Annotated in this window: 25 protein-coding genes and 1 tRNA gene; 14 read left to right on the top strand and 12 right to left on the bottom strand. The window is 67.8% G+C overall.

Annotated features, from left to right (window positions below; all coding sequences use genetic code 11):
• Both GSQ76_RS27640 and GSQ76_RS27635 read left to right on the top strand, forming a co-directional pair.
• On the top strand, positions 1 to 1,249 hold a 1,249-nt coding region (locus GSQ76_RS27640), incomplete at its 5' end, for a potassium/proton antiporter (RefSeq protein WP_216851324.1).
• A 5-nt stretch (positions 1,250 to 1,254) separates the two neighbouring features.
• Positions 1,255 to 1,881, top strand: coding sequence for an NUDIX hydrolase (locus tag GSQ76_RS27635; RefSeq protein WP_158747274.1), 627 nt, complete (start codon positions 1,255 to 1,257; stop codon positions 1,879 to 1,881).
• Positions 1,882 to 1,889: 8 nt separating this feature from the next.
• Here GSQ76_RS27635 and GSQ76_RS27630 read toward each other — a convergent pair whose 3' ends face one another.
• Together GSQ76_RS27630 and ggt are read right to left on the bottom strand one after the other, a co-directional pair.
• Positions 1,890 to 3,365 (bottom strand): amidase, encoded by a 1,476-nt coding sequence (locus tag GSQ76_RS27630; protein ID WP_158747273.1) that lies wholly within the window; start codon positions 3,363 to 3,365, stop codon positions 1,890 to 1,892.
• A 123-nt stretch (positions 3,366 to 3,488) separates the two neighbouring features.
• On the bottom strand, positions 3,489 to 5,081 hold the full coding sequence (gene ggt / locus GSQ76_RS27625; protein ID WP_158747272.1) for a gamma-glutamyltransferase: 1,593 nt from the start codon (positions 5,079 to 5,081) through the stop codon (positions 3,489 to 3,491).
• Positions 5,082 to 5,145: 64 nt separating this feature from the next.
• Here ggt and GSQ76_RS27620 point away from each other — a divergent pair, with 64 nt between their 5' ends.
• The 6 genes from GSQ76_RS27620 to GSQ76_RS27595 all read left to right on the top strand — a co-directional run bounded on the left by GSQ76_RS27620 (position 5,146) and on the right by GSQ76_RS27595 (position 8,689).
• Positions 5,146 to 5,487: a tRNA-binding protein gene (locus GSQ76_RS27620; protein WP_158747271.1), complete on the top strand. Its 342-nt coding sequence runs from the start codon at positions 5,146 to 5,148 to the stop codon at positions 5,485 to 5,487.
• Entirely contained in the window at positions 5,484 to 5,960 is a 477-nt protein-coding gene (gene gpt / locus GSQ76_RS27615) for a xanthine phosphoribosyltransferase (RefSeq protein ID WP_158747421.1), read from the top strand. The genes GSQ76_RS27620 and gpt overlap by 4 nt, the downstream gene beginning before the upstream one ends.
• A 146-nt stretch (positions 5,961 to 6,106) precedes the next feature.
• The gene (locus GSQ76_RS27610) at positions 6,107 to 6,304 is read left to right on the top strand and encodes a hypothetical protein (RefSeq protein WP_158747270.1); all 198 of its coding nucleotides are present in this window, start codon (positions 6,107 to 6,109) and stop codon (positions 6,302 to 6,304) included.
• A gap of 88 nt (positions 6,305 to 6,392) precedes the next feature.
• Complete coding sequence (locus GSQ76_RS27605) at positions 6,393 to 7,238, top strand: shikimate dehydrogenase (protein ID WP_158747269.1); 846 nt, start codon at positions 6,393 to 6,395, stop codon at positions 7,236 to 7,238.
• 19 nt (positions 7,239 to 7,257) lie between these two features.
• Entirely contained in the window at positions 7,258 to 8,367 is a 1,110-nt protein-coding gene (locus tag GSQ76_RS27600; protein ID WP_216851323.1) for a DUF2332 domain-containing protein, read from the top strand.
• A gap of 145 nt (positions 8,368 to 8,512) precedes the next feature.
• Entirely contained in the window at positions 8,513 to 8,689 is a 177-nt protein-coding gene (locus tag GSQ76_RS27595) for a hypothetical protein (RefSeq protein ID WP_158747267.1), read from the top strand.
• A gap of 37 nt (positions 8,690 to 8,726) precedes the next feature.
• Here GSQ76_RS27595 and GSQ76_RS27590 read toward each other — a convergent pair.
• From GSQ76_RS27590 to GSQ76_RS27580, 3 genes are all read right to left on the bottom strand, one after another.
• Positions 8,727 to 8,798, bottom strand: a tRNA-Thr gene (locus GSQ76_RS27590).
• A gap of 663 nt (positions 8,799 to 9,461) precedes the next feature.
• Complete coding sequence (locus GSQ76_RS27585) at positions 9,462 to 10,586, bottom strand: DegT/DnrJ/EryC1/StrS aminotransferase family protein (RefSeq protein WP_254070670.1); 1,125 nt, start codon at positions 10,584 to 10,586, stop codon at positions 9,462 to 9,464.
• Positions 10,583 to 12,478, bottom strand: coding sequence for a nucleoside-diphosphate sugar epimerase/dehydratase (locus GSQ76_RS27580; protein ID WP_158747266.1), 1,896 nt, complete (start codon positions 12,476 to 12,478; stop codon positions 10,583 to 10,585). Before GSQ76_RS27580 ends, GSQ76_RS27585 begins: the two co-directional genes overlap by 4 nt.
• Positions 12,479 to 12,549: 71 nt before the next feature.
• On the opposite strand from GSQ76_RS27580, the gene GSQ76_RS27575 reads away from it, so the two are divergent.
• The 5 genes from GSQ76_RS27575 (at position 12,550) to GSQ76_RS27555 (ending at position 15,652) form a co-directional block, all read left to right on the top strand.
• Complete coding sequence (locus GSQ76_RS27575; protein WP_158747265.1) at positions 12,550 to 13,629, top strand: glycosyltransferase family 4 protein; 1,080 nt, start codon at positions 12,550 to 12,552, stop codon at positions 13,627 to 13,629.
• A 29-nt stretch (positions 13,630 to 13,658) separates the two neighbouring features.
• On the top strand, positions 13,659 to 14,273 hold the full coding sequence (locus GSQ76_RS27570; RefSeq protein WP_158747264.1) for a hypothetical protein: 615 nt from the start codon (positions 13,659 to 13,661) through the stop codon (positions 14,271 to 14,273).
• A gap of 104 nt (positions 14,274 to 14,377) precedes the next feature.
• Positions 14,378 to 14,914: an alpha-hydroxy-acid oxidizing protein gene (locus GSQ76_RS27565; protein ID WP_158747263.1), complete on the top strand. Its 537-nt coding sequence runs from the start codon at positions 14,378 to 14,380 to the stop codon at positions 14,912 to 14,914.
• Positions 14,915 to 15,074: 160 nt separating this feature from the next.
• Positions 15,075 to 15,320: a type II toxin-antitoxin system ParD family antitoxin gene (locus tag GSQ76_RS27560; RefSeq protein WP_158747262.1), complete on the top strand. Its 246-nt coding sequence runs from the start codon at positions 15,075 to 15,077 to the stop codon at positions 15,318 to 15,320.
• Complete coding sequence (locus GSQ76_RS27555) at positions 15,317 to 15,652, top strand: type II toxin-antitoxin system RelE/ParE family toxin (protein ID WP_158747261.1); 336 nt, start codon at positions 15,317 to 15,319, stop codon at positions 15,650 to 15,652. Before GSQ76_RS27560 ends, GSQ76_RS27555 begins: the two co-directional genes overlap by 4 nt.
• 73 nt (positions 15,653 to 15,725) lie before the next feature.
• On the opposite strand, the gene GSQ76_RS27550 is transcribed toward GSQ76_RS27555, so the two are convergent.
• Complete coding sequence (locus GSQ76_RS27550; RefSeq protein ID WP_158747260.1) at positions 15,726 to 16,874, bottom strand: Gfo/Idh/MocA family protein; 1,149 nt, start codon at positions 16,872 to 16,874, stop codon at positions 15,726 to 15,728.
• An 81-nt stretch (positions 16,875 to 16,955) separates the two neighbouring features.
• Here GSQ76_RS27550 and GSQ76_RS27545 point away from each other — a divergent pair, with 81 nt between their 5' ends.
• The gene (locus GSQ76_RS27545) at positions 16,956 to 18,098 is read left to right on the top strand and encodes a M20 family metallopeptidase (protein WP_158747259.1); all 1,143 of its coding nucleotides are present in this window, start codon (positions 16,956 to 16,958) and stop codon (positions 18,096 to 18,098) included.
• A gap of 16 nt (positions 18,099 to 18,114) precedes the next feature.
• Here the strand turns inward: GSQ76_RS27545 and GSQ76_RS27540 are convergent, their stop codons facing one another.
• The 6 genes from GSQ76_RS27540 to GSQ76_RS27515 all read right to left on the bottom strand — a co-directional run.
• Positions 18,115 to 18,852, bottom strand: coding sequence for an ABC transporter ATP-binding protein (locus GSQ76_RS27540; protein ID WP_158747258.1), 738 nt, complete (start codon positions 18,850 to 18,852; stop codon positions 18,115 to 18,117).
• Positions 18,849 to 19,880: an iron ABC transporter permease gene (locus GSQ76_RS27535; RefSeq protein WP_158747257.1), complete on the bottom strand. Its 1,032-nt coding sequence runs from the start codon at positions 19,878 to 19,880 to the stop codon at positions 18,849 to 18,851. Before GSQ76_RS27535 ends, GSQ76_RS27540 begins: the two co-directional genes overlap by 4 nt.
• Positions 19,877 to 20,989 carry an ABC transporter substrate-binding protein gene (locus GSQ76_RS27530; RefSeq protein WP_158747256.1) on the bottom strand — a complete coding sequence of 371 codons (1,113 nt, stop codon included), beginning with the start codon at positions 20,987 to 20,989 and terminating at the stop codon, positions 19,877 to 19,879. The genes GSQ76_RS27535 and GSQ76_RS27530 overlap by 4 nt, the downstream gene beginning before the upstream one ends.
• Positions 20,990 to 21,023: 34 nt before the next feature.
• On the bottom strand, positions 21,024 to 21,371 hold the full coding sequence (locus GSQ76_RS27525; protein ID WP_158747255.1) for a hypothetical protein: 348 nt from the start codon (positions 21,369 to 21,371) through the stop codon (positions 21,024 to 21,026).
• A complete protein-coding gene (locus GSQ76_RS27520) occupies positions 21,368 to 21,964 on the bottom strand; it encodes an SCO family protein (protein ID WP_158747254.1) in 597 nt (198 codons plus the stop codon). The genes GSQ76_RS27525 and GSQ76_RS27520 overlap by 4 nt, the downstream gene beginning before the upstream one ends.
• On the bottom strand, positions 21,951 to 23,555 hold a 1,605-nt coding region (locus GSQ76_RS27515), incomplete at its 5' end, for a CopD family protein (protein ID WP_158747253.1). The genes GSQ76_RS27520 and GSQ76_RS27515, both read right to left, overlap by 14 nt.

Here is a 23,555-nt window from a genome sequence, read left to right as displayed (position 1 = left end):
GGCGCAGCCACCGGCGGGTTCAATCCGCCGTGTGTCTGCGCTATGCAAGTCCGCAGTGGAACATGCGCACGACTTCATCCTGCTCGGCGGCGCCCTCGGGCTGTTCGCGATCTTCGCCGGGCTTGCTTCGGCGCGGGTCAATGCCCCGCTGCTGCTGGTCTTCCTCATCATCGGCATGTTGGCGGGGGAAGACGGGCCGGGCGGTATCGTGTTCTCCGACTTCAACAGCTCCTACCTGATCGGCAGCATCGCGCTGGCCGCGATTTTGTTCGAGGGCGGGTTCAAGACCGAACGGGCGATGCTGAAGGCGGCATTCTGGCCGGCACTGGCGATGGGCACGGTGGGCGTGGCCGCGACGGCGGTGATCGTGGCGGGCGCCGGGGTGTGGTTGTTCGGCGTGTCCTGGGGCGAGGCGATGGTGATCGGCGCAGCCCTGGCCCCGACCGACGCCGCGGCCGTGGGCCTGCTGCTGCGGCAGGCCCGCGTCGCCATTCCGGACCGGCTGACCGCCCTGCTGGAGATCGAGTCGGGGTTGAATGACCCGATGTCGGTATTCCTGACGGTGCTGTTCGTTGAGGCGCTGGTGCATCCCGGCGCCATGACGACGGGGCACATCATCGGCTTCTTCGCGCTGGAGATGGGCGGGGGCGCGGTGTTCGGGCTCATCGGCGGCTACATTTTGCTTGCACTGCTGCGGCGGCTGCCGGCGGAGGCTTCGATCTTCCCGATCCTGACGTTTGCCGCGGTGCTGACGCTGTTCGGGGCGGCGCAGAGCGTGGGGGCTAGCGGGTTCCTGGCGGTGTATCTGATGGGGATCATCACCGGCACCAGCGACTACAAGACCCGCGCCCGGATGGAAGAATTCTACGAGGCGTTCGCCTGGTTGGCGCAGATCGCGCTGTTCCTGCTGCTGGGCTTGCTGGTGACGCCGTCGACATTGCTGGGCCAGGCCCCGGCAATCGCGGCCGTTGCTGTGGTACTGATCCTGGTGGCGCGGCCGGTGGCGGCATTCGCCTGCCTGCTGCCGTTCGGGTTTGGGATGCGGGGCAGCAGCTTCGCCGCCTGGGTGGGGCTGCGTGGCGCGGTGCCGATCTACCTCACCATCATCCCCGTGTTGCAGGGCATGCCGAATGGGGAGCGGCTGTTCGGCATCGCCTTCGGCACCGTCGTTGCCTCCCTAGTGGTGCAGGGCTGGACGATCGGGCACGCTGCTGCCCTGCTCGGCTACGGCCGCACGAACAAAGGATAACGCCCTTGCCCGATACCGCGATGACCGCCCCGCGTGCCGCGACCGTCCGCGCCCGGCATGCGGCCAGCCTGCTGGTGCTGCAGGGCGATGGCCCAGCCCCTGCCCTGCTGATGGGCATGCGCGGCGCCGGGCACCGGTTCATGCCGAACAAGCTGGTGTTCCCCGGCGGGTCGGTGGACCGGCCGGACGCGACGGCGCAGGTGGCCAAGGCTATGCCGGCGCATGTGCAGGCGATGTTGGAGAAATCCTGCAAGCCGCGGCTGGCGCACGCGCTGGGCATCGCGGCGGCGCGGGAGTTGGAGGAGGAAACGGGGCTGACCCTGGGCAATCCGCCGGATTTGTCGGGGTTCGACTATTTGGGCCGGGCGATCACCCCGCCCGGCGGCCCGGTGCGGTTCAACGCACGGTTCTTCGTGGTCGACAGCACCGCCATCACGGGGGAACTGGCTGGGTCCGGCGAGTTGGAGGGGCTGCGGTACTACCCGATGGAGGAAGCGCTGGCGCTGGATCTGGCGCGGCCGACGCGGGTCATTATCGGCCTGTTGCAGCGCTGGCTGGAGATGACACCGGCCGAACGAGATGCGCGGACGCAGACCCCGGTCATGCGCCAGCGCAAGCTCGTGATGGAGTAGAGGTTGCTCTAACCGAAGCCGAAGAAGCCCGGCATGCCCGAGATCGGCGGGGCGGCCACCAGCCTGGCGATGTCGGGCACTGGGCGGGCGGTGCGGGGGTCGCCGACCAAAACGGCCTCCAACGCGGCGGCAGCGGCCAGCAGGGCGGCGTCCCCGCCGCGTCGGCCGACCAGTTGCAGGCCGAACGGCATCCCCAGCGAATCGAGGCCGACCGGGAGCGACAGGCACGGGTGGCCGGCCAGCGTGCCGCAATAGGCCAGCGCCAGCCAGTGGTAGTAGCTGTCCAGAGTGCGACCGTCGATTTGCGCCGGGTATAGCTCGGACCAGGGGCGTGGGCTGATGCTGATGGCGGGGCTGATCACCACGTCGTAGCGGGTGAAGAACTCGTGCCAGCGGCGTTGCATGGCGGTTTGCAGCGTCAATGCGCGGGCGACGTCCTCGGCGCTGTAGCGCAGACCTTCTTCGACGTTGGCGATGATGTTGGGGCCGACATCGGCGGGGCGGTTCTTCACCTTGTCGCCATGGGCGGCCAGGAAACCGACGGCGCGCAGGATGGCGAAGGCCTCGTCGGCGCCGGTGCAGTCGGGCGTGGTGTCGTCGGCGCGGCCGAACAGGTGGCGGAACAGGCCGGTCTTCTCGGTGAAGGCGGCGACGACGGTTTTTTCCACCGGGGCGAAGCTGAAATCCGGCGTGATGGCGACGTTGAGCGAGGCCAGGTCCAGCGGCGGGACCGGGTAGAACGAGTCGGGATCGGCCGGGCGAGAGTACGGGTCGCGCAGGTCGTCGGCGACCATGGCCGACATCAGCAACATGGCGTCCGGCACGTTGCGGGCCATCGGGCCGTTCATGCCCATTGGCATCCAGCCATGGCTCCGCATCTCATTCGGGATCGCGCCTGGGGTTGGGCGGAAGCCGACGATGCCGTTGAAGGCGGCGGGATTGCGCAGGCTGCCGCCAGTATCCGACCCGGTGGCGATCGGCACCATGCCGCAGGCCAGCGCCACGCCCGACCCACCGGACGACCCAGCGGCGGAGCGCGTGGGATCGAACGGATTGCCGGTGGCACCCCAGACGGCGTTGCGGGTGTTGGCACCGGCACCGAATTCCGGCGTGTTGGTCTTGCCCAGCACGATGGCACCGGCGCTGCGCAGATCGGCCACCAGGCGCTCGTCGGTGGGGGCGATGTGGTCGCGGAAAATAGGGCTGCCGCGGGTGAACGGCAGGTTGGCAGCAGCCGTGAGATCCTTCACGCCGAGGGGGAGGCCGTGCAGCGGCGGCAGGTCCGCGCCGGACATCACCGCCTGCTCCGCCTTGGCCGCCGCGGCGCGGGCGCCGGGCAGATCCAGGGCTGGCATGGCGTTCACCGCCGGCTCCACGGCCTGGATCCGGCTGATGCAGCTTTCCAGTAATTCCACCGGGGACAGTGCCCGGCGGCCGATAAGGCGCCGCGCCTCGGTGGCGGGCAGATCACAGGGTTCGCTCATCAGAGGCCATTCCCGAAAAATGAGTGCAGAATCATCCAGGCGATCACCGCCAGCACGACGGCGAAGACGATCATCGGCAGGAAGGCGCGCATCAATAGGCTCGCGTAGTTCTGGCAAAGGGCATCAGTACCCCAGGGCCATGCCGTCCTTGCGTGGGTCGGAGCCGCCGACGAGGGTGCCGCGCGCGCGGTCGATCCAAATGGCCTGACCACCGCCATGCGGCCGCTCGGTCATCGTGATGGCGTGGCCCATCCGGGCGAGCGCCTCGATAGACGCGGCGGGGATACCGGGTTCGACCTCCAGCTTGCCGCCGTAGGGGAACAGGCGCGGCAGGTCGAGGGCCTGCTGGATGTCCATCCCGTATTGCAAGAGGTTGTCGAGAAACCAGGTCTGCCCCATGGGCTGGAAATGGCCGCCCATGACGCCGAACGGCATCACCGCCTCGCCGTCCTTGGTGAGCATGCCGGGGATGATGGTGTGCATGGGGCGCTTGTTGGGGGCGATGCAGTTGGGGTGCCCGCGCTCGACCACGAAGCCGGCGCCGCGGTTCTGCAGCATGACGCCGGCCTTGTCGGCCAGGATGCCGGAGCCGAAGCTTTTGAACAGAGAGTTGATGAAGGAGCAGGCGTTGCCGTCCTTGTCGACGACGCAGAGATAGACCGTGTCGCGATGGGGCGGCAGCACTGCCTCGCCGGCGCGGGGCAGGTTCTGCATGGCGCGCGCCGGGTCGATGAGCTTGTGCAGCGCGGCGAGGTAGGCCGGGTCCATCAATTGGTCCATCGGGACCTTGGACAGGGTCGGGTCGGCGAGGAAGGCATCGCGGTCGCGGTAGACGAGGCGAGCGGCCTCGACATGGCGGTGCATGCGTTCGACCGAGAGCGGGTCGGATGTGGGTTCGAAGCCTTCGAGGATGCCCAGCAGCATGAGGACCATGAGGCCGGATCCGTTCGGTGGGCATTGCCACACGTCGTAGCCGCGCCAGGCGGTGTGGATCGGCTCGACAAAATGGGCGGCGGTGCGGCCGGCGGCGAAATCTTCCTCGGTATGCAGGCCGCCACGGGCGCGCAGGGTGGCGACCATGTTGGCGGCGACGGCGCCCTCGTAGAAGCCGATGGCGCCCTTCTTGGCGATGGTGCGCAGGGTTTCGGCCAGAGCGGGCTGGCGGAAGACGTCACCGGCCTTGGGGGCGCTGCCGTTGGGCAGGAAGGCGTGGGTGCCGTTCTTGCGCAGTTTGGCCGCGGCGATTTCCCAGTCGGACGCGACGCGGTGATGCACCGGCCAGCCTTCCTCGGCGAAGCGGATGGCGGGCTGCAGCACCTCGTCCAGGCCCTTGGTGCCGTGCTCAGCCAGCAGTTTTTCCCACGAGCCGACGGCGCCGGGCACGGTGACGGAGTGGGGGCCGGTGTCGTCGATGGCGGTGATGCCCTGCGCCTCGTACCAGTCGATCAGCGCTGCGGCGGGGGCGCGGCCGGAGCCATTGATCGCGACGACTTTCTTGCCGGGCTGCTTCCACAGGCAGAAATTGTCGCCGCCAATGCCGGTGGATTGCGGTTCGATCACGCCCAGCACGGCGACGGCGGCGATGGCGGCGTCCAACGCATTGCCCCCGGCGCGCATCACATCCAATGCGGTGAGCGTTGCGGCCGGCATCGAGGTGGCGGCCATGGCATGGGTGGCATAGACGGGGGAACGCCCCGGCAAATGAAGATCGCGCATGGCCGGAATTGCTCCCACGCGCGCTGCCGCTTGGCAACCGCCGTGCATCAGGCATGATCGGGGTATGACCGAACAAGCAACCATCGAGGACTTCGACCGCCTGGACATCCGGGTCGGTACCATCATTGCGGCGGAGACGCTGGAGGGCGCGCGAAAGCCGGCCTACAAGCTGCGGATCGATTTTGGCGGGGAGATTGGGGTCAAAGCGTCATCCGCCCAGATCACCGTGCATTACGCGCCGGACCAATTGATCGGGCGGCAGGTTTGCTGCGTGGTGAACTTTCCGCCGCGGCGGATCGCCGGACTGCAATCGGAGGTACTGACGCTGGGCATGCCGGATGCGGACGGGGCGGTAGTGCTGGTGAAGCCCGACCTGGTGGTGCCGAATGGTGGGCGGCTGTTCTGACCACACCCACCTACGCCACAGTCACTTGGGACCAGTTGCATCGCGACGCCCGGGCGCTAGCCACGACGCTGGCGCCGATGGGGCCGTGGCAGGGGATCGTCGCGATCACCCGGGGTGGCATGATCCCGGCCGCCATCATCGCGCGCGAGTTGGAGTGCCGGCTGGTGGAGACGATTTCGGTCGCCACCTATGACGAGGAGGCGCGGGGCGAACCCGTCGTGTTGAAATCCGCCAGTGCGGCAGGGGATGGTAGCGGGTTCCTGATCGTAGACGATTTGGTGGACCGGGGAGCGACGGCGCGGCTGGTGCGGGCTTTGCTGCCGAAGGCGCATTTCGCCTGCTTGTATGCCAAACCCGCGGGCCAGAACGTTGCCGACACGTTCGTTGCGGAGGTGGCGCAGGATGTGTGGGTTCTATTCCCGTGGGATACGGCGCCGCTCTTCGTACCGCCGATCGGGCGCAAGATAGCCTAGTGGGAAGTAACCTTCGGTGCGGCGGATGAACGATCGTAATGCCGAAGAAGTGATGTCGGGGGTTCAACTTCGCGAATTCAGTGTCTTTTTTTGGCATATCCTTCTAGCGTTGGATTGTATCGCCACAGATTTAAGGAACCGCCATCATGTTGATCGCTCATAAGTTCGCCGCTGGCGACCGCGTCTCCGTGATGCCCGACCGGTCCAACATCAATGCGCGGGCGGGGATCTACACCATCGTGCGGACCCTGCCGGTGACGGGTCGGGTTTGCCAATACCGGGTCAAGAACGCGATGGACAGCCACGAGCGGGTGCTGGACGAGGCGCAGCTCAGCCGGGCCTGATCCCCGTCACTAGCGGCTATGCGTGCGGCCGGGGCCATCCTTCGTAAACGGGATGGTCTAGCCCGGCGCGTAATTGTAACCATCGGGCATGACCGCCCCTCGCGCCTTCATACTCGGCTACCCCGTCGGCCATTCCCGCTCGCCAATGCTGCACGGGTATTGGCTGCGGACATTGGGGTTGCCCGGCAGTTATGGCCTGGCGGATGTGGCGCCCGATGCGTTGCCCGGGTTCTTCGCCGATTGGCAGCGGAACGGATTTACCGGCGGCAACGTGACCGTGCCGCACAAGGTTGCGGTCGTGCCGTTTCTGGCGCGGATCGACGCGACGGCGCGGGCGATCGGCGCGGTCAACACAATTTGGACCGAAGACGGCGACCTGGTCGGTGGTAACACCGATGTGGGCGGCTTCATCGCCAATCTGGATCATCTGGCGCCGGGCTGGGACGCCGGGTCGCGCTCTGCCGTGGTGTTGGGCGCTGGCGGCGCGGCGCGGGCGGCGGCCTATGGGCTGCTGGGTCGCGGTATGCATGTCCACTTGGTCAATCGCACCCGCGAGAACGCTCAGGCGCTGGCGGAGCATTTCGGTGCCGGCGTGACGACCCACGCGCGGGTGGACCTGCCCGAACTGATGGCGGAGGCCGGGTTGCTGGTGAACACCACCGCGCTGGGCATGCTGGGCAAGCCGCTATTGGAGATCGACCTGGCGCCGCTGCCGCAGCGCGCGGTGGTCTACGACATCGTCTACGTGCCGCTCTACACGCCCCTGCTGCAGCAAGCGGCGGCGCGGGGGCACCGGGTGGTCGACGGGTTGGGCATGCTGCTGCACCAGGCGGTGCCGGGCTTTACCCGCTGGTTCAGCGCCATGCCCGTCGTGACAGACGAACTGCGCGCCTTGGTCGAGGCGGATATCCGGGCCAAAACGCCAGGGGCATGAGGGCAGAGGGAGAGCCATGGTGAGCGATACGGTATTGGCCGCTTTCGGTAAGCAGATCGATTGGTGCAACTCGCTTGGCTCGCCTTTTACGGCGCGCGTGCTCGGGATACTGGCGGATGATTTTGGCCGGGGGGGTGCCACGGCCGAACTGGCGGCGGATTGGACGCGGGATCCGATCGGCGACGCGCTGGCGCTGCGGTTTGCCGGCGCGCTGCACGCGGTGGTGCTGACGGATGCGGCGCCGGCGTTGGCGGCCTGCTATCCGCCGCGCGGGTCGACCGACGATGCCTTGCGGGCTGCGGTGCTGGCAGCGCTGGACGAGAGGCGGGATTATATCCGGAACTTCCTGCTGTCGCCGCCGCAAACCAACGAGGTCGGTCGCTCCGGCGTGTTGCTGGGCGGCTTCCTGCACATCGCGCGGGCGACCGGGCTGCCGTTGCGCACGCTGGAGATCGGCGCCAGCGCCGGACTGAACCTGGTATGGGACCAGTATCACTACACGTTGGGAAGCGGTGAGTGGGGCGATGCCACCTGCCCCGTGCGGCTGGCGCCGGAGTGGACGGGGGGCCAGCCAGCGCTGGGCACGCCTGTCCAGGTGGTGTCTCGCCGGGCGTGCGACGTGGCGCCGGTGGATCTCGAAGACCCGGCGCAGCGGCTGCGGTTACGGGCCTTCATCTGGGCCGATCAGTTGGAGCGGCTGGCGCGGCTGGAGGCTGCGATCACCATTGCCCGCGCTGCGGGCCACCGGGTGGAACAGGCAGATGCGGCGACCTGGGTGCGGGACCGATTGGCCGAAGCGGCGCCGGGGTGCACGACGGTGCTGTACCATTCGATCATGTGGCAATACATGCCGCAGGCCACGCGCGACGCCATCAGCGCGACCATCGCGCAGGCTAGCGCCGCGGCAACCCGGGCGGCGCCATTTGCATGGCTGCGGTTCGAGCCGGCGCGGGTTGTCGAGGGGCCGGAAATGCGTTGCACCGTGTGGCCTGGGGGCGAGGATGTGCAGCTGGCGACGGCCCATGCGCATGGCAGCACGGTGCAGTGGCAGCACGGGGCAATGGCGGGCGGGGCAATGGCGGGCGGGGCCTTCGACGCCGTAGACGCCACGGCCAACCCAAAACGCTAGCAAAACAAATTGCGTGATTTGTAACTGACTGGTAACGATCCAACATTAGGATCGTTGCTGGGCCAGTATTATGCCATTCGAGCGCGACGCGCGGTCTGCGACAAGCCGGGCAGAGAGCCATACTACCCGGACCGAATTGGGGGCCATGGTGGATCGGCGCGCCGATGAGGTCGCCGGTTCTTTGCAGCAGCGGTTTTCGCATTTCCCGCTCTGGGGCCAGGCGATCATGTTGCGCGCCGTTGGACTGAGGCTGATCGCCATTGCTGCCGACTGCGATTCAGCCAGTGTGACGTGCGAACCCGGTTTGTCCGATCAAGATTAGGCGCGGATCGCGGGCAATACGCGGTCATGGTTTGGAATGCTGTTGGAGGGGATTGAACTCTCGACCTCTCCCTTACCAAGGGAGTGCTCTACCACTGAGCTACAACAGCGCTGGTTGCGAAACCGCGTGCTTCCTAGGGTTTTGGCTTCACGAACGCAACCCCTTACCGGCGCAGCGAGACCTATCGGATGCGGCGCGGCCCAACGACGGACGTGTGGGAGCGGAGCGCTTCATCAGAGGTGAGAGCCCCTGGGTCGCAAGAGTTGTCCGGCCTGTCATTCGACATGGAGGCAAGTTGTCCACGGTAAGGAATTGACTCGCTGAAGAGTCAGCTAGTTACGACCGCATTCTCACGCCGCCTGACGCCCTCACGGCAAAATACCGTGAAAACAGGGAGTTAGGCTTGTCGCTCATTTTGCAGGCAAAGTGTTCCGGACTGCAGGGAACCGCAGCGGAGAGGTTGTTGCACCCAGCTGTTCCACAGAGTTATCCACAGCGATTGTGGATGCAACACCGGCAGCGTGATCGATCCATAGGCAGCAAGCGCCGATGGTGCAGCCGCTATGGTTTTGTCGGGTTCGTCTCAGTCTTGTGGCGGTCGCTGGTGGGATAGCCCGTGGGTTCCTCGCTGGCCGCCTCGGGCGGAACACCTTGCTTGAGGTGGCCGATCTTGTCGGGCTGGGTCTCATGCTCGGCGGGCTGCTTTGGCTTGTGTTCCATGCAGAGGAAACGGGGGAAAGCGCCCCCGGTTTCTGCCCTGGTCGGCGCGTGGCTACCCCAGGGCGGTTGCCACGGCGTCGCAGACGCGCTCGGCATCGGCGTCGCTCAGGTCGGGGTGGATTGGAAGGGCCATGATGCGGGTTGCGAGATCCTCCGACACCGGCAGTGCGGCGCCATCATGGGAGGCGGCGTAGGCGGGCTGGTGATGCAGCGCGCGGGGGTAGTAGATCGCGCTCGGGACGCCCTGTTCGCGCAGGGAGGCCTGCAGGCGGTCGCGTATGGCGCCGTCTGGCAGCAGCACCGCGTAGACGGCCCAGGCGCTGGCGGAGTCGGGCACGCGCTTGGGGGTCGTCAGCACGTTGCCGAGGCGGCGGTCGTAGATGGCAGCGACACGCGCGCGCTCGGCCAGTTCGGCGTCGAACACGTCCAGCTTGGCCAACAGCACGGCGGCCTGCAGCGTGTCGAGGCGGCCGTTCATGCCGGTGCGCATCACCTCGTAGCGGGTGGTGCCTTCGCCATGGGTGCGTAGCGAGCGGTACAGTGCCGCGCGTTCGTCGGAGTCGGTCAGCAATGCGCCGCCGTCGCCGTAGCCGCCCAGCGGCTTGGAGGGGAAGAAGCTGATGGCGGTGGCATCCGCCTCGCGACCCAGTTTCCGGCCGGACAGGCTGGCGCCGAAGCTTTGGGCGCAGTCGTCCAGGGTGAAGAGGCCTTCAGATTGGGCGATGGCGCGCAAGGCGGGCCAGTCGGCGGGTTGGCCGAACAGGTCGACGCCGATGAGCGCGCGGGGCTTCAGCACGCCGGCAGCGCGGATCTCGGCGATGCGGGCGGCCAGGTGGGCCGGGTCGATCTGGAAGGTCGCCGGGTCGACATCGACGAAGACGGGGGTGGCGCCCAGGACCAGCGGGACCTCGGCGGTGGCGGTGTAGGTGAAGGCAGGCAGGAATACCGCGTCGCCGCGGCCAATCCCTTCCGCCATCATGGCGATCTGGATCGCGTCCGTGCCGGAGCTGACGCTGACGCAATGGGTGGCGCCGCAATAGGCGGCCAGGCGGGTTTCCAGTTCGGCCACCTCCGGACCCAGGATGAATTGGCAATGGGCGAGCACAGCCTCCAAACGGCGCCGAAGCTCGGGTTCGATGCGGGCCTGCTGCGCCTTGAGGTCGAGGAAAGGGATCACGCGGGGCTCCTGAGCGGTTGGGCGATCGGCTCGCCGGTCATGTGCTGGAATTCCGGCACCATGCTGCCGAGCACGGCGATTGCGGCGTCCACCTGCCCGGCATGGCAGGCGGCGGCGATTTCGGCGATGGCGCGGCGCACGATGGCGGCGTCGGCGGTGCGGGGGGTGGCCATCAGCAGGCCGGGGTGCCCGGTGGGCATGGGCGGTTCCTCGCCGTGGAACAGCTCCTCGAACAGTTTCTCGCCGGGGCGGAGGCCGGTGAAGTGGATGGGCACGTCCAGGTCGGGGCGTAGCCCGGCGAGGCGGATCATCTGGCGGGCGAGGTCGACGATTTTAACCGGCTTGCCCATGTCGAGCACGAAGATGCCGCCGTCGGGGGCGCCTTCCTCCATGCCCACGACGCTGGCCTGCAAAACGAGGCTGACGGCTTCGCGCACGGTCATGAAATAGCGCTGCATGTCCGGGTGGGTGACGGTGAGCGGGCCGCCGCGGGCCAGTTGGCGGCGGAACAGCGGGACGACGCTGCCGGTGGAGCCCAGGACGTTGCCGAAGCGCACGGTGATGCAGCGCATGCCGCCGCGGCGGCGCGCCTGGTCGTCGAGGGCCTGGCAATACATCTCCGCCATGCGCTTGCTGGCGCCCATCAGGCTGCTGGGATTCACGGCCTTGTCGGTGGAGATCAGCACCGTGGCGGCGGCACCGCAAGCGGCGGCGGCGTCCACGACGACACGGGTGCCGCCAGCGTTGGTGAGCAGGCCTTCGCCGGGGTTCGCCTCCACCATCGGGACGTGCTTGAGGGCGGCGGCGTGGAAGACCAATTCGGGCCGGGCCGCGGCGAAGGCCGCGACGATGCGGGCCTCGTCGCGGACGTCGGCGATGACGGGGTGGCGGGGGAGCGCCGGGTGGGTCTCGCCCAATTCGAGGTCGATCTGCCAGAGGGCGAACTCGCCACTGTCCAGGATGGTGAGGGCGGCGGGTTCGAGGGCGGCGAGCTGGCGGGCAAGTTCGGAGCCGATGGTGCCGCCGGCGCCTGTCACCAGCACCCGGCGGCCGCGCACCAGGCGGGCCATGCCATCGCGGTCGAGGCGCACCTGGGGGCGGTTGAGCAGGTCTTCCAGGGCGACGGGCTTCAGCTCGATCGCGCCGGCCTCGCGCAGTTCGGTGGGGCGGGGGGCCTGGCGAACGGGGATGTTCTGGCGCTGCGCCTCCTCCAGCAGATACGCCATGCGGGAGCCGGCGAGCTTGGGCTCGGTCACGACGAGGGCATCTGGCAGGCGGTCCTGTTCGCCGAGGCGGTCGAGCACGCGGCGCAGTTCGGAGACGCCGCCGAGAATGGGGCGGCCCTGCATACGGCGCCCGGTCTGATTGCGGCCGAGGGCCAGCAGGCCGATGACGCGCAGGGTGGCCCGGCGTTCACCGGCCAGGGCGCGCAGGAAGCTGTCCGCCCCCTCCCCGGCGCCGACCAGCAGGACGTTCTGCACCTCCGGGGTCTTGGCGCGACGGGGGCGGGTCTTGGTCAGCCGGTAGAAGACGCGGGGGGCGCCGAGGAACGTGGCCAGGGTGAGCGCGTGGACGATCGGGAAGGTCAGCGTCGGCAGGGGGTAGCCGGTGACGGTCCAGACCAGGGCGAACAGGGCGGCGCTGACGATGCTGCTGCCGGCGACGCCCACCAGGTCCTCCACGCCGGAGAAGCGCCAGTATTGCTGCGAGAGGTGAAATGGGAGGCCGCCCACCAGCAGGGTGATGGCGCCACCGCCGAGGAACCAGAGCGGATGCAACAGGCCGCCCCCCGGGTCCGCGACCCAGCGCGCGACCACGGCCGCGACGGCGGCGAGCGCGCCGTCGAACGACACGTTCATGAGGATACGAAAGGCGGAGCGTTGCGAGGCCATGCCGGCCCCCCTATAGCGCACGCGATCCCGCCTGGTCAGTCCCCCCCGATTTTCACCGCCCCGGAGCGCCCGTGACCGCTGCCGCCTTTGCCACCCACCTCGCCTTCTGCGCCTGTCTGGCCCTGTTATCGGCGGCTGCGGTATGGGGCATGACGCACGTCGGCACGCTGGACACGCCGGGTGCGCGCAGCAGCCATACCCGCCCGACGCCCAAAGGTGGCGGAGTCGGCATCGTGCTGGCGTTCCTGGTGGGCACGTTGCTGCTGTATCGCTACGCTGCGTTCAGCCGCATCGCCGACCCATATTTCCGCGCCGTGATCCTGGCCGCGCTAGGCATCGCCGTCGTCGCGTATCTGGACGACGTGCTGTACTGGCCGGCCTCGGTCAAGCTGCTGGCGCAGGTGGCGGCGGCCCTGCTGGCGGTGGGCGCAGGGTTGAGCCTGCCGTTCATCCGCCTGCCCTGGGTGGGCACGGTGGAGTTGGGCTGGTTGGGCCCGGTGCTGACGCTGTGCTGGATCGTGGCGGCGACCAACGCGATGAACTTCGTCGATGGGCTGAACGGTCTGGCATCCGGCGTGTCTGCGCTGACCTGCGCGATCCTGGCGGCGATCGCGATCTGGGTCGGCGCATCCTTCGTGTATTTCGCGGCGATGATCCTGCTGGCGGGGATTGCCGGGTTCCTGCCGTTCAACTTCCCCCGGGCACGAATCTTTATGGGGGATGTGGGGAGCCAGTTCTGCGGCTTCCTGCTGGCAGTGCTGGCCGTCGCCGCCGGGCGGTTCGAGGCGGTGGAGTTGTCCGTCGCGTTGGTGCCGATGTTGCTGGCGGGGGTGTTGTTCGATGTCGCGTTCACCCTGCTGCGGCGGTTCATGGCCGGGCAGCGGCTGGCGGAGGCGCATCGCGGGCATCTGTATCAACTGGCGCATCGCAGCGGGATGACGGCGGTGCGGGTGACGCTGGTGCATTGGGGGTTCGTGCTGTGGGGCGGGGTATGCTGCGCGCTGTTCCTGGGCGCCGCGCCGGTGTGGAAGCCGCTATGGGTGGTGATGGTGCTGCCGCCGCAGCTGTTGTGGCTGCTGTTCGTGGACCGCATCGCCACACGCGCCGGCAGCGAGCGCCCGGTGCTTCACTGGCGGCGGGGCAGGCCCTAACCTGGCTGCGGTCTCAGGAGCCCTACTGCATGGTCCCGCTGCGTCTGTCGCTTGCCATCGTCTTGGGCCTGGCCGGTGCCGCCCGGGCTGCGGATGCGCCCAACCCGTCGTTCTACCTGGTGAACCGGTCCAGCCAGGCGATCAACGAGGTGTACGCCAGCCCGGCCACTGCTTCCGGCTGGGGGCAGGATCGGCTGGGGGATGACACGATCGAATCCGGGGCGAATGCGGCGATCCGCCTGCTGGCCGATGGCAATTGCATCTACGATTTGAAGTTCGTTTACGCGGACGGCAAGTCGGAGCAACGGCGCAAGATCAACACCTGCAACGTCGACAATATCTCGGTCACCGGGCCGGCGCTGGCGCCTGCCGTTCCGGCCGGCAACCCGGCGCATGATCCGTCCTTCCGCATCGTCAATCGCGGGCAGCGGGACATCAACGAGGTGTATGCGCGCCTGGCCGGGACTGGGAATTGGGGGCAGGACCGGCTGGGCGATGGCACGATCGATGCGGAGAGCTACCGCGTGATCCGCCTGCCTGCCGGGCAATGCATGTGGGATGTGCGGATCGTGTTCGAGAGCGGGCCGAATTTGGAGCGACGCCGGGTCAATTTGTGCGACGTGACGGATTTCCCGGTGGAGTGACGGCTGGCTTTCGCACCGCTGACGCGCGCGAGCCCAGAACTATTCGCACTTGCCTTTCGAGGCCTGACGGCCGGACTTACTCCGACCGTTTTGCGAAACCTCACATGGCCGTGCATCCCGGTCCACCCATTGACCTGTTCGACTATGAACTGTGGGCGAAGGAGCGGTTGTCCCAGGCCGTCTGGGACGACATCGCGTCTGGGGCCGCGGACGAGATGACGGTCGCAGGAAATCGGCAGGCCTTCGACCGGATTGCGATCAGGCCGCGTGTATTGGTCGACCTCAGCAGGATCGACACCGCTACCAGCGCCCTTGGCATTCCCATCGACGCGCCAATTCTCGTTGCGTCATCGGCCGGCCACAGGGCAATCCGGCCGGAGGCCGACTGCACGACGGCGCTGGGCGTCGGGCGGGCTGGTATCGCGATGGTGGCCGCCGCCGGATCGAACCGCTCAATCGAAGACACCGCCGGGGTCGCTACCAGCCCGCTCTGGCTGCAGCGGCGGACCGATGTATTGAAGGCTCTCGCACCACGCCCGCGTGTGTTTATGATTGGTCGACCGATCCTGTGGGGATTGGCAACTTCCGGCGCCGACGGAGTCTTCGACGTTCTAACCATCCTGCAACGCGGACTGGTGTAGGCGATGGCCCTTAGCGGCCGGCCGACCATCGCAAGCATCAGCCGTGACACGGTGCGCCAACGTGCCAGGATGTCGAGGTAAAAGGCTTTTTGATAGAGCCTCCTGTGGCAAAGAATGGCAAGTTATGCCATAATTACATAGTCCCTGTGGGAGAGGCACGATGGCGTCCATGAATGTATCTCTCCCGGATCCACTGAGGGATTGGGTGCAAGGCCGCATCGACAGCGGCAAATATGCCAGCGTAAGTGATTACGTACGCGATCTGATTCGCCGGGATCAGGAAAGCGCCGATCAGCGGCAGGCGTTGGTGGAGGCCCTGATCGTCGGTGAGCAGAGCGGCGTTAGCGACCGCAAGGTACTGGATATTCTGGCCGCAATCCGGAAGGAAGCGACCGGCCGGGCGTGAGTGGCTACACTCTCACCCAAGCCGCCGATGCCGATCTTGCCGACATCGCCCGCTATACTGTCGGGCGATGGGGCTACGAGCAGGCGGAAACGTATCTTCTCGCTTTCGAGGATGCCTTTCAGAAGTTGGCCGCATTCCCTGACACTGGCCGACCGATTGAGGAGCGGGCGGGCTATTTCCGCCACGAGCGCGGAAGCCATGCCATATTCTACCGGAAGGAGCCGGAAGGCATCCTGATTGTGCGCGTTTTACATCAGCGAATGGAGCCGAGGCGGCACCTGCCGGCGTCATCCCACCAACAGCAGGTAGGCACGAGTGGGGGAAACGAGTAAATCCGCCCGTGCCCGGGCATCCCCAGCGAAAGAGCATCCGACCTAAATCATCGCGGGTTCTGCCGTTGCATTACTAGCCGGCCAAAGAAGGCAGATCGACCCAGCGGCGCTCGCGCACGCTTTGGTAGGCGGCTTCGGCCAGTTGCACGCCCTTGGCACCCTGCAGCAACGTGTAGGGGAATGGGGTGTCGTCGATGACGTGGCGCAGGAACATTTCCCAGCCGGCGCGGTAGCTGTTGATGGGCGCCGGGTCGACGGGCGTGGCGTCCCAGCCGGCGAAGAAATCGGTGCCTTGAGACACGGCGGCAGAGATCGGGCCGCCCATCGTTTGCGCGGCAGTTTGTTGCCAGCAGGCGAAAGGGCCGGCGACGGCGGAGCCATCGAGGCCGTCGATTTGCACCTGGATGGGGAATTCTCGGCGGGCGCGGGTGGCCCAGGAACTGTTGATGGAGGCGATGGCGCCGTCGGCGAGTTCCAGGTCGGCGAAGACGGAGTCTTCCACGTCCACCGCGTAGTCGGCGCCGGTTTCGCTACGGCGACGGGGGATGTGGGTGCGACAGACGGCGCTGACGGAGCGCACCTCGCCGGCCAGGGCGTCGATCATGTAGCGCCAGTGCGGAAACATATCGAGGATGAGGCCGCCGCCATCCTGCTTGCGGTAGTTCCAACTGGGGCGCTGGCCGGGCTGGGTGAAGCCGTCGAAGATCCAGCGGCCCATTTCGACCCGCACCTCGAGCACGCGGCCGAAGAAGCCGGCGTGGCGGAGGGCGAGCATGGCAGCGAACCCGGGGAGAAAGAGTTTGTCCTGGACGGTGCCGGATTTGAGGCCGGCGGATTGGGCCAGGTGGTGGAGGGCGAGGGCGTCGGCCAGGTCTCCTGCGATGGGTTTTTCGCAGTAGATCTGCTTGCCGGCGGCGATGGCGCGGCGAACCAGGGCGGGGCGGAGGCCGGAGGGGGCGGCGTCGAAGAAGACCGTGTCGTCGGGGTTGGACAGGGCGGTGTCGAGGCTGATGGTGTGGCGGGTGAAGCCGGTTTGCGCAACGGTGGCGGCGAGCTTGGCCGGGTCGCGGCCGACGAGGATGAGGTCGGGGACAAGGCGGGTGCCGTCGGCCATGCGAAGGCCGCCCTCGTCGCGGATGGCCATGAGGCCGGGCAAGTGTTGGCGCCGGGCGAGTTCGCCGGTGGCGCCGTTGAAGACGATCCCGATGCGTTGCGTGGTCATGCAGCCCTCCCCGTCGAATCGAAACGCCAGCCAGTGGATGGTATGAAGACGGCATCTCCAGCGCAAACCGAGGATTCTCGCATGACACTGACGAACACGCCGCCCTTCGTGACCGAGGCGTTGCTGGAGGAGATCCGGAGTTGGGTAGTGATCGAGAGCCCGACCGATGATGCGGCGGCGGTGAACCGGATGGCGGATAAGGTCGCGGCCGATGCGGTGGCGGCGGGGACGAAGACGACGCGGTTCCCGGGGACGAACGGCTTCGGGGACCATCTGCTGGTGACCTCGCCATGGGGGGCGGAGGACGAACCCGGCATCCTGCTGCTGAGCCATTTGGATACGGTGCATGGGATGGGCACGCTGGATGGAGCGTTGCGGTATCGGGTGGAGGGCGATGTCGCCTACGGGCCCGGCATCTACGACATGAAGGGCGGGGCGATGTTGGGGCTGGCGGCGCTGCGGCATTTGGTGCGGAGCGGGGCGACAACGCCGCTGCCGGTGCGGCAGTTGTTCGTGGCGGATGAGGAGATGGGGAGCAATACGTCCCGCGCGCTGATCGAGCAGGAGGCGCGGCGGGCCAAGTTCGTGCTGGTGACGGAGCCGGCGCGCAATGGCGGACGGATCGTGACGGCGCGCAAGGGGACGGCGCGGTTCGATCTGCACATCACGGGCCGGGCGTCGCATTCCGGGACGAACCATAGCAATGGGCGCAGTGCCATTCGCGAGTTGGCCCGGCAGGTGCTGGATATCGAGGCAATGACGGATTACGCCACCGGGTTGACGGTGAATGTCGGCGTGGTGGCGGGTGGGTCGCGGGCCAATATCGTGGCGCCGACGGCGCGGGCGGAGATCGATATGCGGGTGCCGGATGCGGCGGTGGGTGATGCGGCAATGGCTCGGCTGATGGCGATACGGCCGTATGATCCGGATGTGACGCTGGTGATGGAGGGTGGGCTGAACCGGCCCGCCTTCACGAAGTCCGACGACATTGCGCAGTTGTTCGAGCATGCGCGCACGTTGGCGGCGGAGATCGGGTTCGAGTTGGAGGATGAGGCGACGGGTGGCGGCAGCGATGGAAATTTCACGGCGGCGATGGGCATTCCGACGCTGGATGGGCTGGGGGTGGACGGCAAGGCGGCGCATACGCATGACGAGCAGATGATCGTGTCGTCGCTGGTGCCGCGCGCCACGCTGCTGCTGCGGCTGATGCAGACGCTGACGTAGGGTATTGGGCTCTAGCTCAGGCCACATGCAGGGGGATGATGACGGGGGCGCCGCCGGGGCCGGGCTGCACGGATACCTCGATGCCGTAGGCCTGGCGGAGTGTGTCGCGGGTCAGGATTTCTGCCGGGGTGCCGATGGCGATGAGGCGGCCGTGTTGCATGAGGGCGATGCGGTCGGCGAAGCGGGCGGCGGCGTTGAGGTCGTGCAGGACGGCCAGGGTGGTGAGGCCGCGGCGCCGGGTGATGTCGCGAAGCAGGGCGAGCACGTGGAGTTGGTGGGAGATGTCGAGCGCGCTGGTGGGTTCGTCCAGCAGCAGGGCCCGGGGGTTGCCGGCGAGGATTTGGGCCATGAACACCAGTTGGCGCTGGCCGCCGCTGAGTTCGCCGATACGGCGGGCGGCGAAGGCGGCGATGCCGAGTTCGGCCATCGCGGCGCTGGCGGCGTCCACGTCTGCGGCGCCGACCCGCAGCGTGAGGGAGCGGAGGCGGCCGAGGAGCACGACCTCGAACGCCGTCAACGCGGCGCGGATGGCGTTATCCTGCGGCATGTAGCCGATGGCGTGGGCATCGCCGTCCCATTGCACCGTGCCGCCGTGTGGCAGCAGGCCGGCGAGCGCGCGCAGTAGGGTTGATTTGCCGGAGCCGTTGGCACCCAGGATCGCCAGGATCTCGCCGGGGGCGGCCGCCAGGTCGACGCCGTGCACCACGCTGCGGCGACCGTAGCGTATGTGCAGCCCGGTTGCGTGCAGCCTCATCGTAGGCGCCCGTTGGAAAGTAGCAGCCAGACGAAGAACGGCACGCCGATGAGTGCGGTGATGATGCCGATGGGGAAGAGGGTGCCGGGCATCACCAGCTTGCTGGCGATGGAGGCGGCGGAGAGAAGGAGCGCGCCGAAGAGCGCGGCGGCTGGGAGCATGCGGCGTTGGTCGGCGCCGACCAGCATGCGGGCCACATGCGGGGCGACCAGGCCGATAAAGCCGATAGTGCCGACGAAGGCGACGGCGGCGCCGGTGAGCAACGAGACCGCGATCAGGGAGCGTAGGCGTAACCTATGCACGCGGACGCCCAGGGATTGGGCCCGTTCGTCGCCGAGTTGCAGTGCGGTGAGTCGCCAAGCGTCGGCGAACACCATGGGGAGCACGAGTAGCAGGACTGCGGCGACGATGGCGGCCTTCGGTAGGGTGGCGCGGGACAGGCTGCCGAAAAGCCAGAAGACGATCTGCTGCAGGGCCTCTGGCGAGGCGAGGAATTGCAGGAGGGATTGCAGGGCTTGGAACAGGAACAGACAGGCCATGCCCGCCAGCACCAATAATTCCGGCGTGGCGCCGCGCATCTGGCCCACGGCGGCGACGAGGGCGCAGGCCAGGCCAGCGAAGGCGAAGGCAGAGAGTGGGACCGCCCAATCCTCCGGCACCGGTAGGCTGGCGCCTAGCAGGATTGCCAGCGCGGCGCCGAACCCGGCACCGGCCGAGATGCCCAATGTGTAGCTGCTGGCGAGCGGGTTGTTGAGCACGGTTTGCATCACGGCGCCCGACACACCCAAGGCGGCGCCGACCAACAGCGCTATCAACGCGATGGGCAGGCGCAGGCCTTGGACGATGGCGTTCACCATCGGGTCCGCCGACAATCCCGCGAGCGTGCGGATGACGGCGCCGAGCGGGAGCATCGCCGGGCCGGTGGCGATGTCGACGGCGAAGCAACCGGCCAGCGCAGCCAGCCCTAGCAACAGGGTTACGCCGGTTCGCGCCTCGTGCCGGTGCCAGGTGGCGGCGGGGTCGGTCATGACGACGCCCGGATCATCCAGGTGCCATCGAACGCCACCGGCAGGAAGTCGTGGTGGTATTGGCGGAGTTCATCCACCGGGTCGATGTCGGCGAATTGGGCCGGGTAGATCTGCTTGGCCAGGTAGTACATCGCGGTGTAGTCGAACAGGGCACGGCATAGCCCGTGCTCGATCGCATGGAGTTGGCCGTTGCGGATGGCGGACAGTTGCGGCCAGCCTTGGCGCTGGGCGTAGGGGGCCAGGCGTGCGCGGGTGGTTTCGGCGGGCACATCGTAGCCGGTCAGCACTGCGCGGGGTTGGTTCAGCCAGGATGACCCGGCGATGAAGATCGCGTCCGGGTTGGCGGCTAGGACGTATTCCGGGCTGAGTGGACCCCAGGCCTTGGCGATGTGGCCGGCGGCGATGTTGTCGGCGCCGATGAGATCCAGCAGCCGGCCCCACATGCCCTGCCAGTAGGTGTTTCCTATGACGCCCGCACCGCCCTGCCCCAGTTCCACGTAGATCTTCGGGCGCGTGCCGGCCTGTCTGGCGCGGCGCTGGATATCGGCCAGCTTGTTCGTGTAGGTTTCGGCCAACCGGTTCGCCCGTTCGGCATTACCGGTCGCCAGCCCCAAAGCGAGCGTACTGGCGATGTGACGGGCCGGAATTTCCGCATTGTAGTCGATCACCAGCACAGGAATGCCGAGCGTGCCCAATTGCCGAACCTGGTCACCCAGGCTCTGGAACGACCAATCCGCCATGATGACCAGATCGGGGCGCAACGACAGGACTTTTTCCAGGTTGAAGCTGTTGTCGTCGGTGTTGCCGACGTCCGGCAGAATTGCCAGGCGCGGGATGGGCACGCTGTATCGCGCGAACGTGCTGGGCCGCCAATCCGCCCAAAAGGCGCGTCCGAATCCGACCACGCGGTCCCACCCGGCAGGCCCCGCGATGGCGGTGTATTCTTCGTAGTTGAAACCGAGCACGATGCGCTCGGCCGGCGCCTTCAGCGTGATCGTGCGGCCGAGCGCATCGGTGATGACGATTGGCGCGGCTTGCGCGCGTGCGGCGGTGGCGAGGGGGAGCGCGAGGCCGAGGCGGAGCGCGCTGCGGCGGGACAATAGCGGCATGTTGAACCATCCATCTGAGGAAACGGGGCAGCGTTCAGATGGCGGCGTAGGGTGGTCCTGTCGGTGGGCTGGATGTTGGAAGTGTCCGGGCTGGTGGACCGATCGCAGGCGGCATCGCGTATCGTGTCGGCCGCAAGTCCAGCCGGCGCGGCAACGGCATGGGGGCTGGTGCAACGAACACGGCATGTCCAACGACGTGGCAGGCAAGGCATTCCAGGCAATCGTGCCGGTGCGGCGCCGGCTGGTCCGGTGTGGGGTCACCGGCGTGGCAGATCGGCATGTCGTCCAGCCAGGGTGCGGCCTCGGCTTGCATGGTGGGGCCGATTAGCCGTGCGAGCAGGACCAAAGCTGCCAATAACAGCATGCGAAGCTGGCGCGTCATCGCATGTAGGCCGCGACCTGCGTGGCCATCACGTCGCCGGGCTCATCCGCCCTCAGCGGCGCCACGAAATGGCCATCGGGCGCCATGAGGTAGATGACGGAACTATGGTCCACCAGGTATTCGCCGGGATAGTTCTCCATTGGGTGGATGGCGTGGCGCACGCGATAGCGCCGCAACATGGCGTCGACCGCGTCATCCGGCCCGGTGAGCGCGACAATGCCGGGGGCGATGGCGTCCACGTAGTCGCGCAGGACGGCGGGCGTGTCGCGCTTCGGGTCCACGGTGACGAAGATGGGCTGCACCCGCGCCGCCCGCGCACCCAGATCCTGCATCGCGACCGCCATGGCCTGCAGCGTGGTCGGGCAAACGTCCGGGCAGGAGGTATAGCCGAAATAGATCAGCATGTAGCGGCCGCGAAAGGCTTGCTCGGTCGTAGGCTGGGCCTGTGCGTCCACCAGGCGAAACGGCCCCCCGATTGAGGTATCGCTGCCGACGCCCCACAGCAACGCTGCCGTCGCAGCCAGTACGACAGCAGCACATCCCGCCAAGGCGGCAATGGCGCGGCGTTGCGTGGTGCGCCTAGTGGTGCGCATGGCCACCTTCCGCCGCCGCGATCGGGTGGCCGCAAATTGCCTGCACGTCGGCCAGCAGCAGCGCCGGGTTGGCCCAGCGCAGCGTGCCCTCACCGGGGCGCTGGGCGGCGCGCATCCAGCCATTCGGGTCGACCAGGAATTGCGTGCCGGCCAGGCCTTCCGTCGTCATGCCGGACAGCGTGGCGTAGGCGGCCCAAACGGCCGGGTCGGTGCTGACGCAATCAGTCGCGTGCGGCGCCGGGCCGCCATCGGTCATCAGGATCGTCACGACGGGGGCCGACGCCTGCTCTGGCTTTGGCGGCACTGGGGCGTCCGCGCCGGGCATTGCCACGATGTGCAGCACGCTGCCGCGCAAATCCGCCGCCTGCAGGTCGCGGCCGCCGGGGCAGACCATGGTGAAATCGGGCGACTGCACCGGCACCGGCCAGGCATTGGTGTCGTGAAAGCTGACCCCGGCGTTGTTGGCGCGGATGTAGTCGATCAGCGCCCAGCGATCGTCCGGCGACAATTGCCCGGCGAAGCCCGGCATCGCCATGCCGCCCTCCGGCGCCTCGATCCCGTGCGTCAGCCACCAGAACAGCTCGCCGTCCTCGTGCGCCCAAAGATGCCCGGCGGTGAGGTCTGCCGGGGGCTCTGGCAACCCGGCGGCGGCTGGCCCATCGCCGCGCCCCCGCGCCCCGTGGCAGGACGCGCAATTTTGCGGAAACAAGGCAGCGCCATGCATGATGCTGGTGGCCGCGAAATCAGTGGGCGAGTGATAGTAGCTGGTCGGATACGCTTCCACGAACAGCAGGTCCAAATGGGGTGCGGCAACGACGCACAATGCGCCGCCGGCCAACACCCCCACGGCCAGCACCGCGCGCCGGCGGTGGAATGCGAGGCCCGCCAGCACCAGCGCCGCCCCAGCCAGCAGGGTGATCGCGCCCTGCATCACCTCTGCCCGCAGATCCGGATCGTCCAACGCCACCAGGCTGGGGCGCAGGGCGAACGGCCAATTTGGCTGCTCGTGCAGCGACGGCGGCAGGCTGCCGAGCGTGGCCGCGGACAGCACGACGGCAAGGCCGAACCCGGTCTGCACCGCGATGCTGCGCACCAGCACCGCCCGCGCCGGGTCCGCCTGCAGCAGGCGGGGGGCGAGCCAGTAGCGGTTGGCGGCGGCGAACGCCAACAGAACGATCAGCAGCGCCAGCTTGACCAGCGCCATCCAGCCATAGACGGTGCCGAGGACGCCGGGCAGGCCGCCGATCAACTGCCAGAACTGCACGATGGCGGATCCGACCAGCAGGGCGATGCACCATTTTCCCATGGGCGAGAACCAGCGGGCGGCCGCCGCGCCGATCCGGGCCGGTGCCGATTGAACCACCAGCAGCAGCGGCAGCAACCCACCCAGCCAGGCGCCGGCCGCCACCAGATGCAGCACGCCGGCCAGCAGCAGCAGGCTCGGGCCGTCCTCCATCGCCAAGGCGTGGCCGTGGCCGGCCTGCAGGGCCAGCGTCGCCATGCCCAGGCAAGCGGCGACCCAGGGTAGTGGCAGCGCGATGGCGGTGGCCACCAGCCCGGCCAGTTGCAGCAGCGCCAGGTGGCCGAAGAA

This window comes from Acidisphaera sp. L21 (assembly GCF_009765685.1).
Classification (GTDB): domain Bacteria; phylum Pseudomonadota; class Alphaproteobacteria; order Acetobacterales; family Acetobacteraceae; genus LMUY01.
The sequence above is the reverse complement of the archived record's forward strand: the minus strand, read 5'-3'. Positions and strand labels throughout refer to the sequence as shown.

Excerpts from the sequence above, each read along its gene's own strand:
- GSQ76_RS27560 (WP_158747262.1), top strand. The coding sequence starts at position 15,075 with ATGGCGTCCATGAATGTATCTCTCCCGGATCCACTGAGGGATTGGGTG.
- GSQ76_RS27520 (WP_158747254.1), bottom strand. The coding sequence starts at position 21,964 with ATGCGCACCACTAGGCGCACCACGCAACGCCGCGCCATTGCCGCCTTG.
- GSQ76_RS27580 (WP_158747266.1), bottom strand. The coding sequence starts at position 12,478 with ATGGCCTCGCAACGCTCCGCCTTTCGTATCCTCATGAACGTGTCGTTC.
- GSQ76_RS27530 (WP_158747256.1), bottom strand. The coding sequence starts at position 20,989 with ATGCCGCTATTGTCCCGCCGCAGCGCGCTCCGCCTCGGCCTCGCGCTC.
- GSQ76_RS27540 (WP_158747258.1), bottom strand. The coding sequence starts at position 18,852 with ATGAGGCTGCACGCAACCGGGCTGCACATACGCTACGGTCGCCGCAGC.
- GSQ76_RS27610 (WP_158747270.1), top strand. The coding sequence starts at position 6,107 with ATGTTGATCGCTCATAAGTTCGCCGCTGGCGACCGCGTCTCCGTGATG.
- GSQ76_RS27535 (WP_158747257.1), bottom strand. The coding sequence starts at position 19,880 with ATGACCGACCCCGCCGCCACCTGGCACCGGCACGAGGCGCGAACCGGC.
- GSQ76_RS27620 (WP_158747271.1), top strand. The coding sequence starts at position 5,146 with ATGACCGAACAAGCAACCATCGAGGACTTCGACCGCCTGGACATCCGG.
- GSQ76_RS27570 (WP_158747264.1), top strand. The coding sequence starts at position 13,659 with ATGGTCCCGCTGCGTCTGTCGCTTGCCATCGTCTTGGGCCTGGCCGGT.
- ggt (WP_158747272.1), bottom strand. The coding sequence starts at position 5,081 with ATGCGCGATCTTCATTTGCCGGGGCGTTCCCCCGTCTATGCCACCCAT.
- GSQ76_RS27550 (WP_158747260.1), bottom strand. The coding sequence starts at position 16,874 with ATGACCACGCAACGCATCGGGATCGTCTTCAACGGCGCCACCGGCGAA.
- GSQ76_RS27605 (WP_158747269.1), top strand. The coding sequence starts at position 6,393 with ATGACCGCCCCTCGCGCCTTCATACTCGGCTACCCCGTCGGCCATTCC.
- GSQ76_RS27525 (WP_158747255.1), bottom strand. The coding sequence starts at position 21,371 with ATGACGCGCCAGCTTCGCATGCTGTTATTGGCAGCTTTGGTCCTGCTC.
- GSQ76_RS27545 (WP_158747259.1), top strand. The coding sequence starts at position 16,956 with ATGACACTGACGAACACGCCGCCCTTCGTGACCGAGGCGTTGCTGGAG.
- GSQ76_RS27595 (WP_158747267.1), top strand. The coding sequence starts at position 8,513 with ATGGTGGATCGGCGCGCCGATGAGGTCGCCGGTTCTTTGCAGCAGCGG.
- GSQ76_RS27630 (WP_158747273.1), bottom strand. The coding sequence starts at position 3,365 with ATGAGCGAACCCTGTGATCTGCCCGCCACCGAGGCGCGGCGCCTTATC.
- GSQ76_RS27565 (WP_158747263.1), top strand. The coding sequence starts at position 14,378 with ATGGCCGTGCATCCCGGTCCACCCATTGACCTGTTCGACTATGAACTG.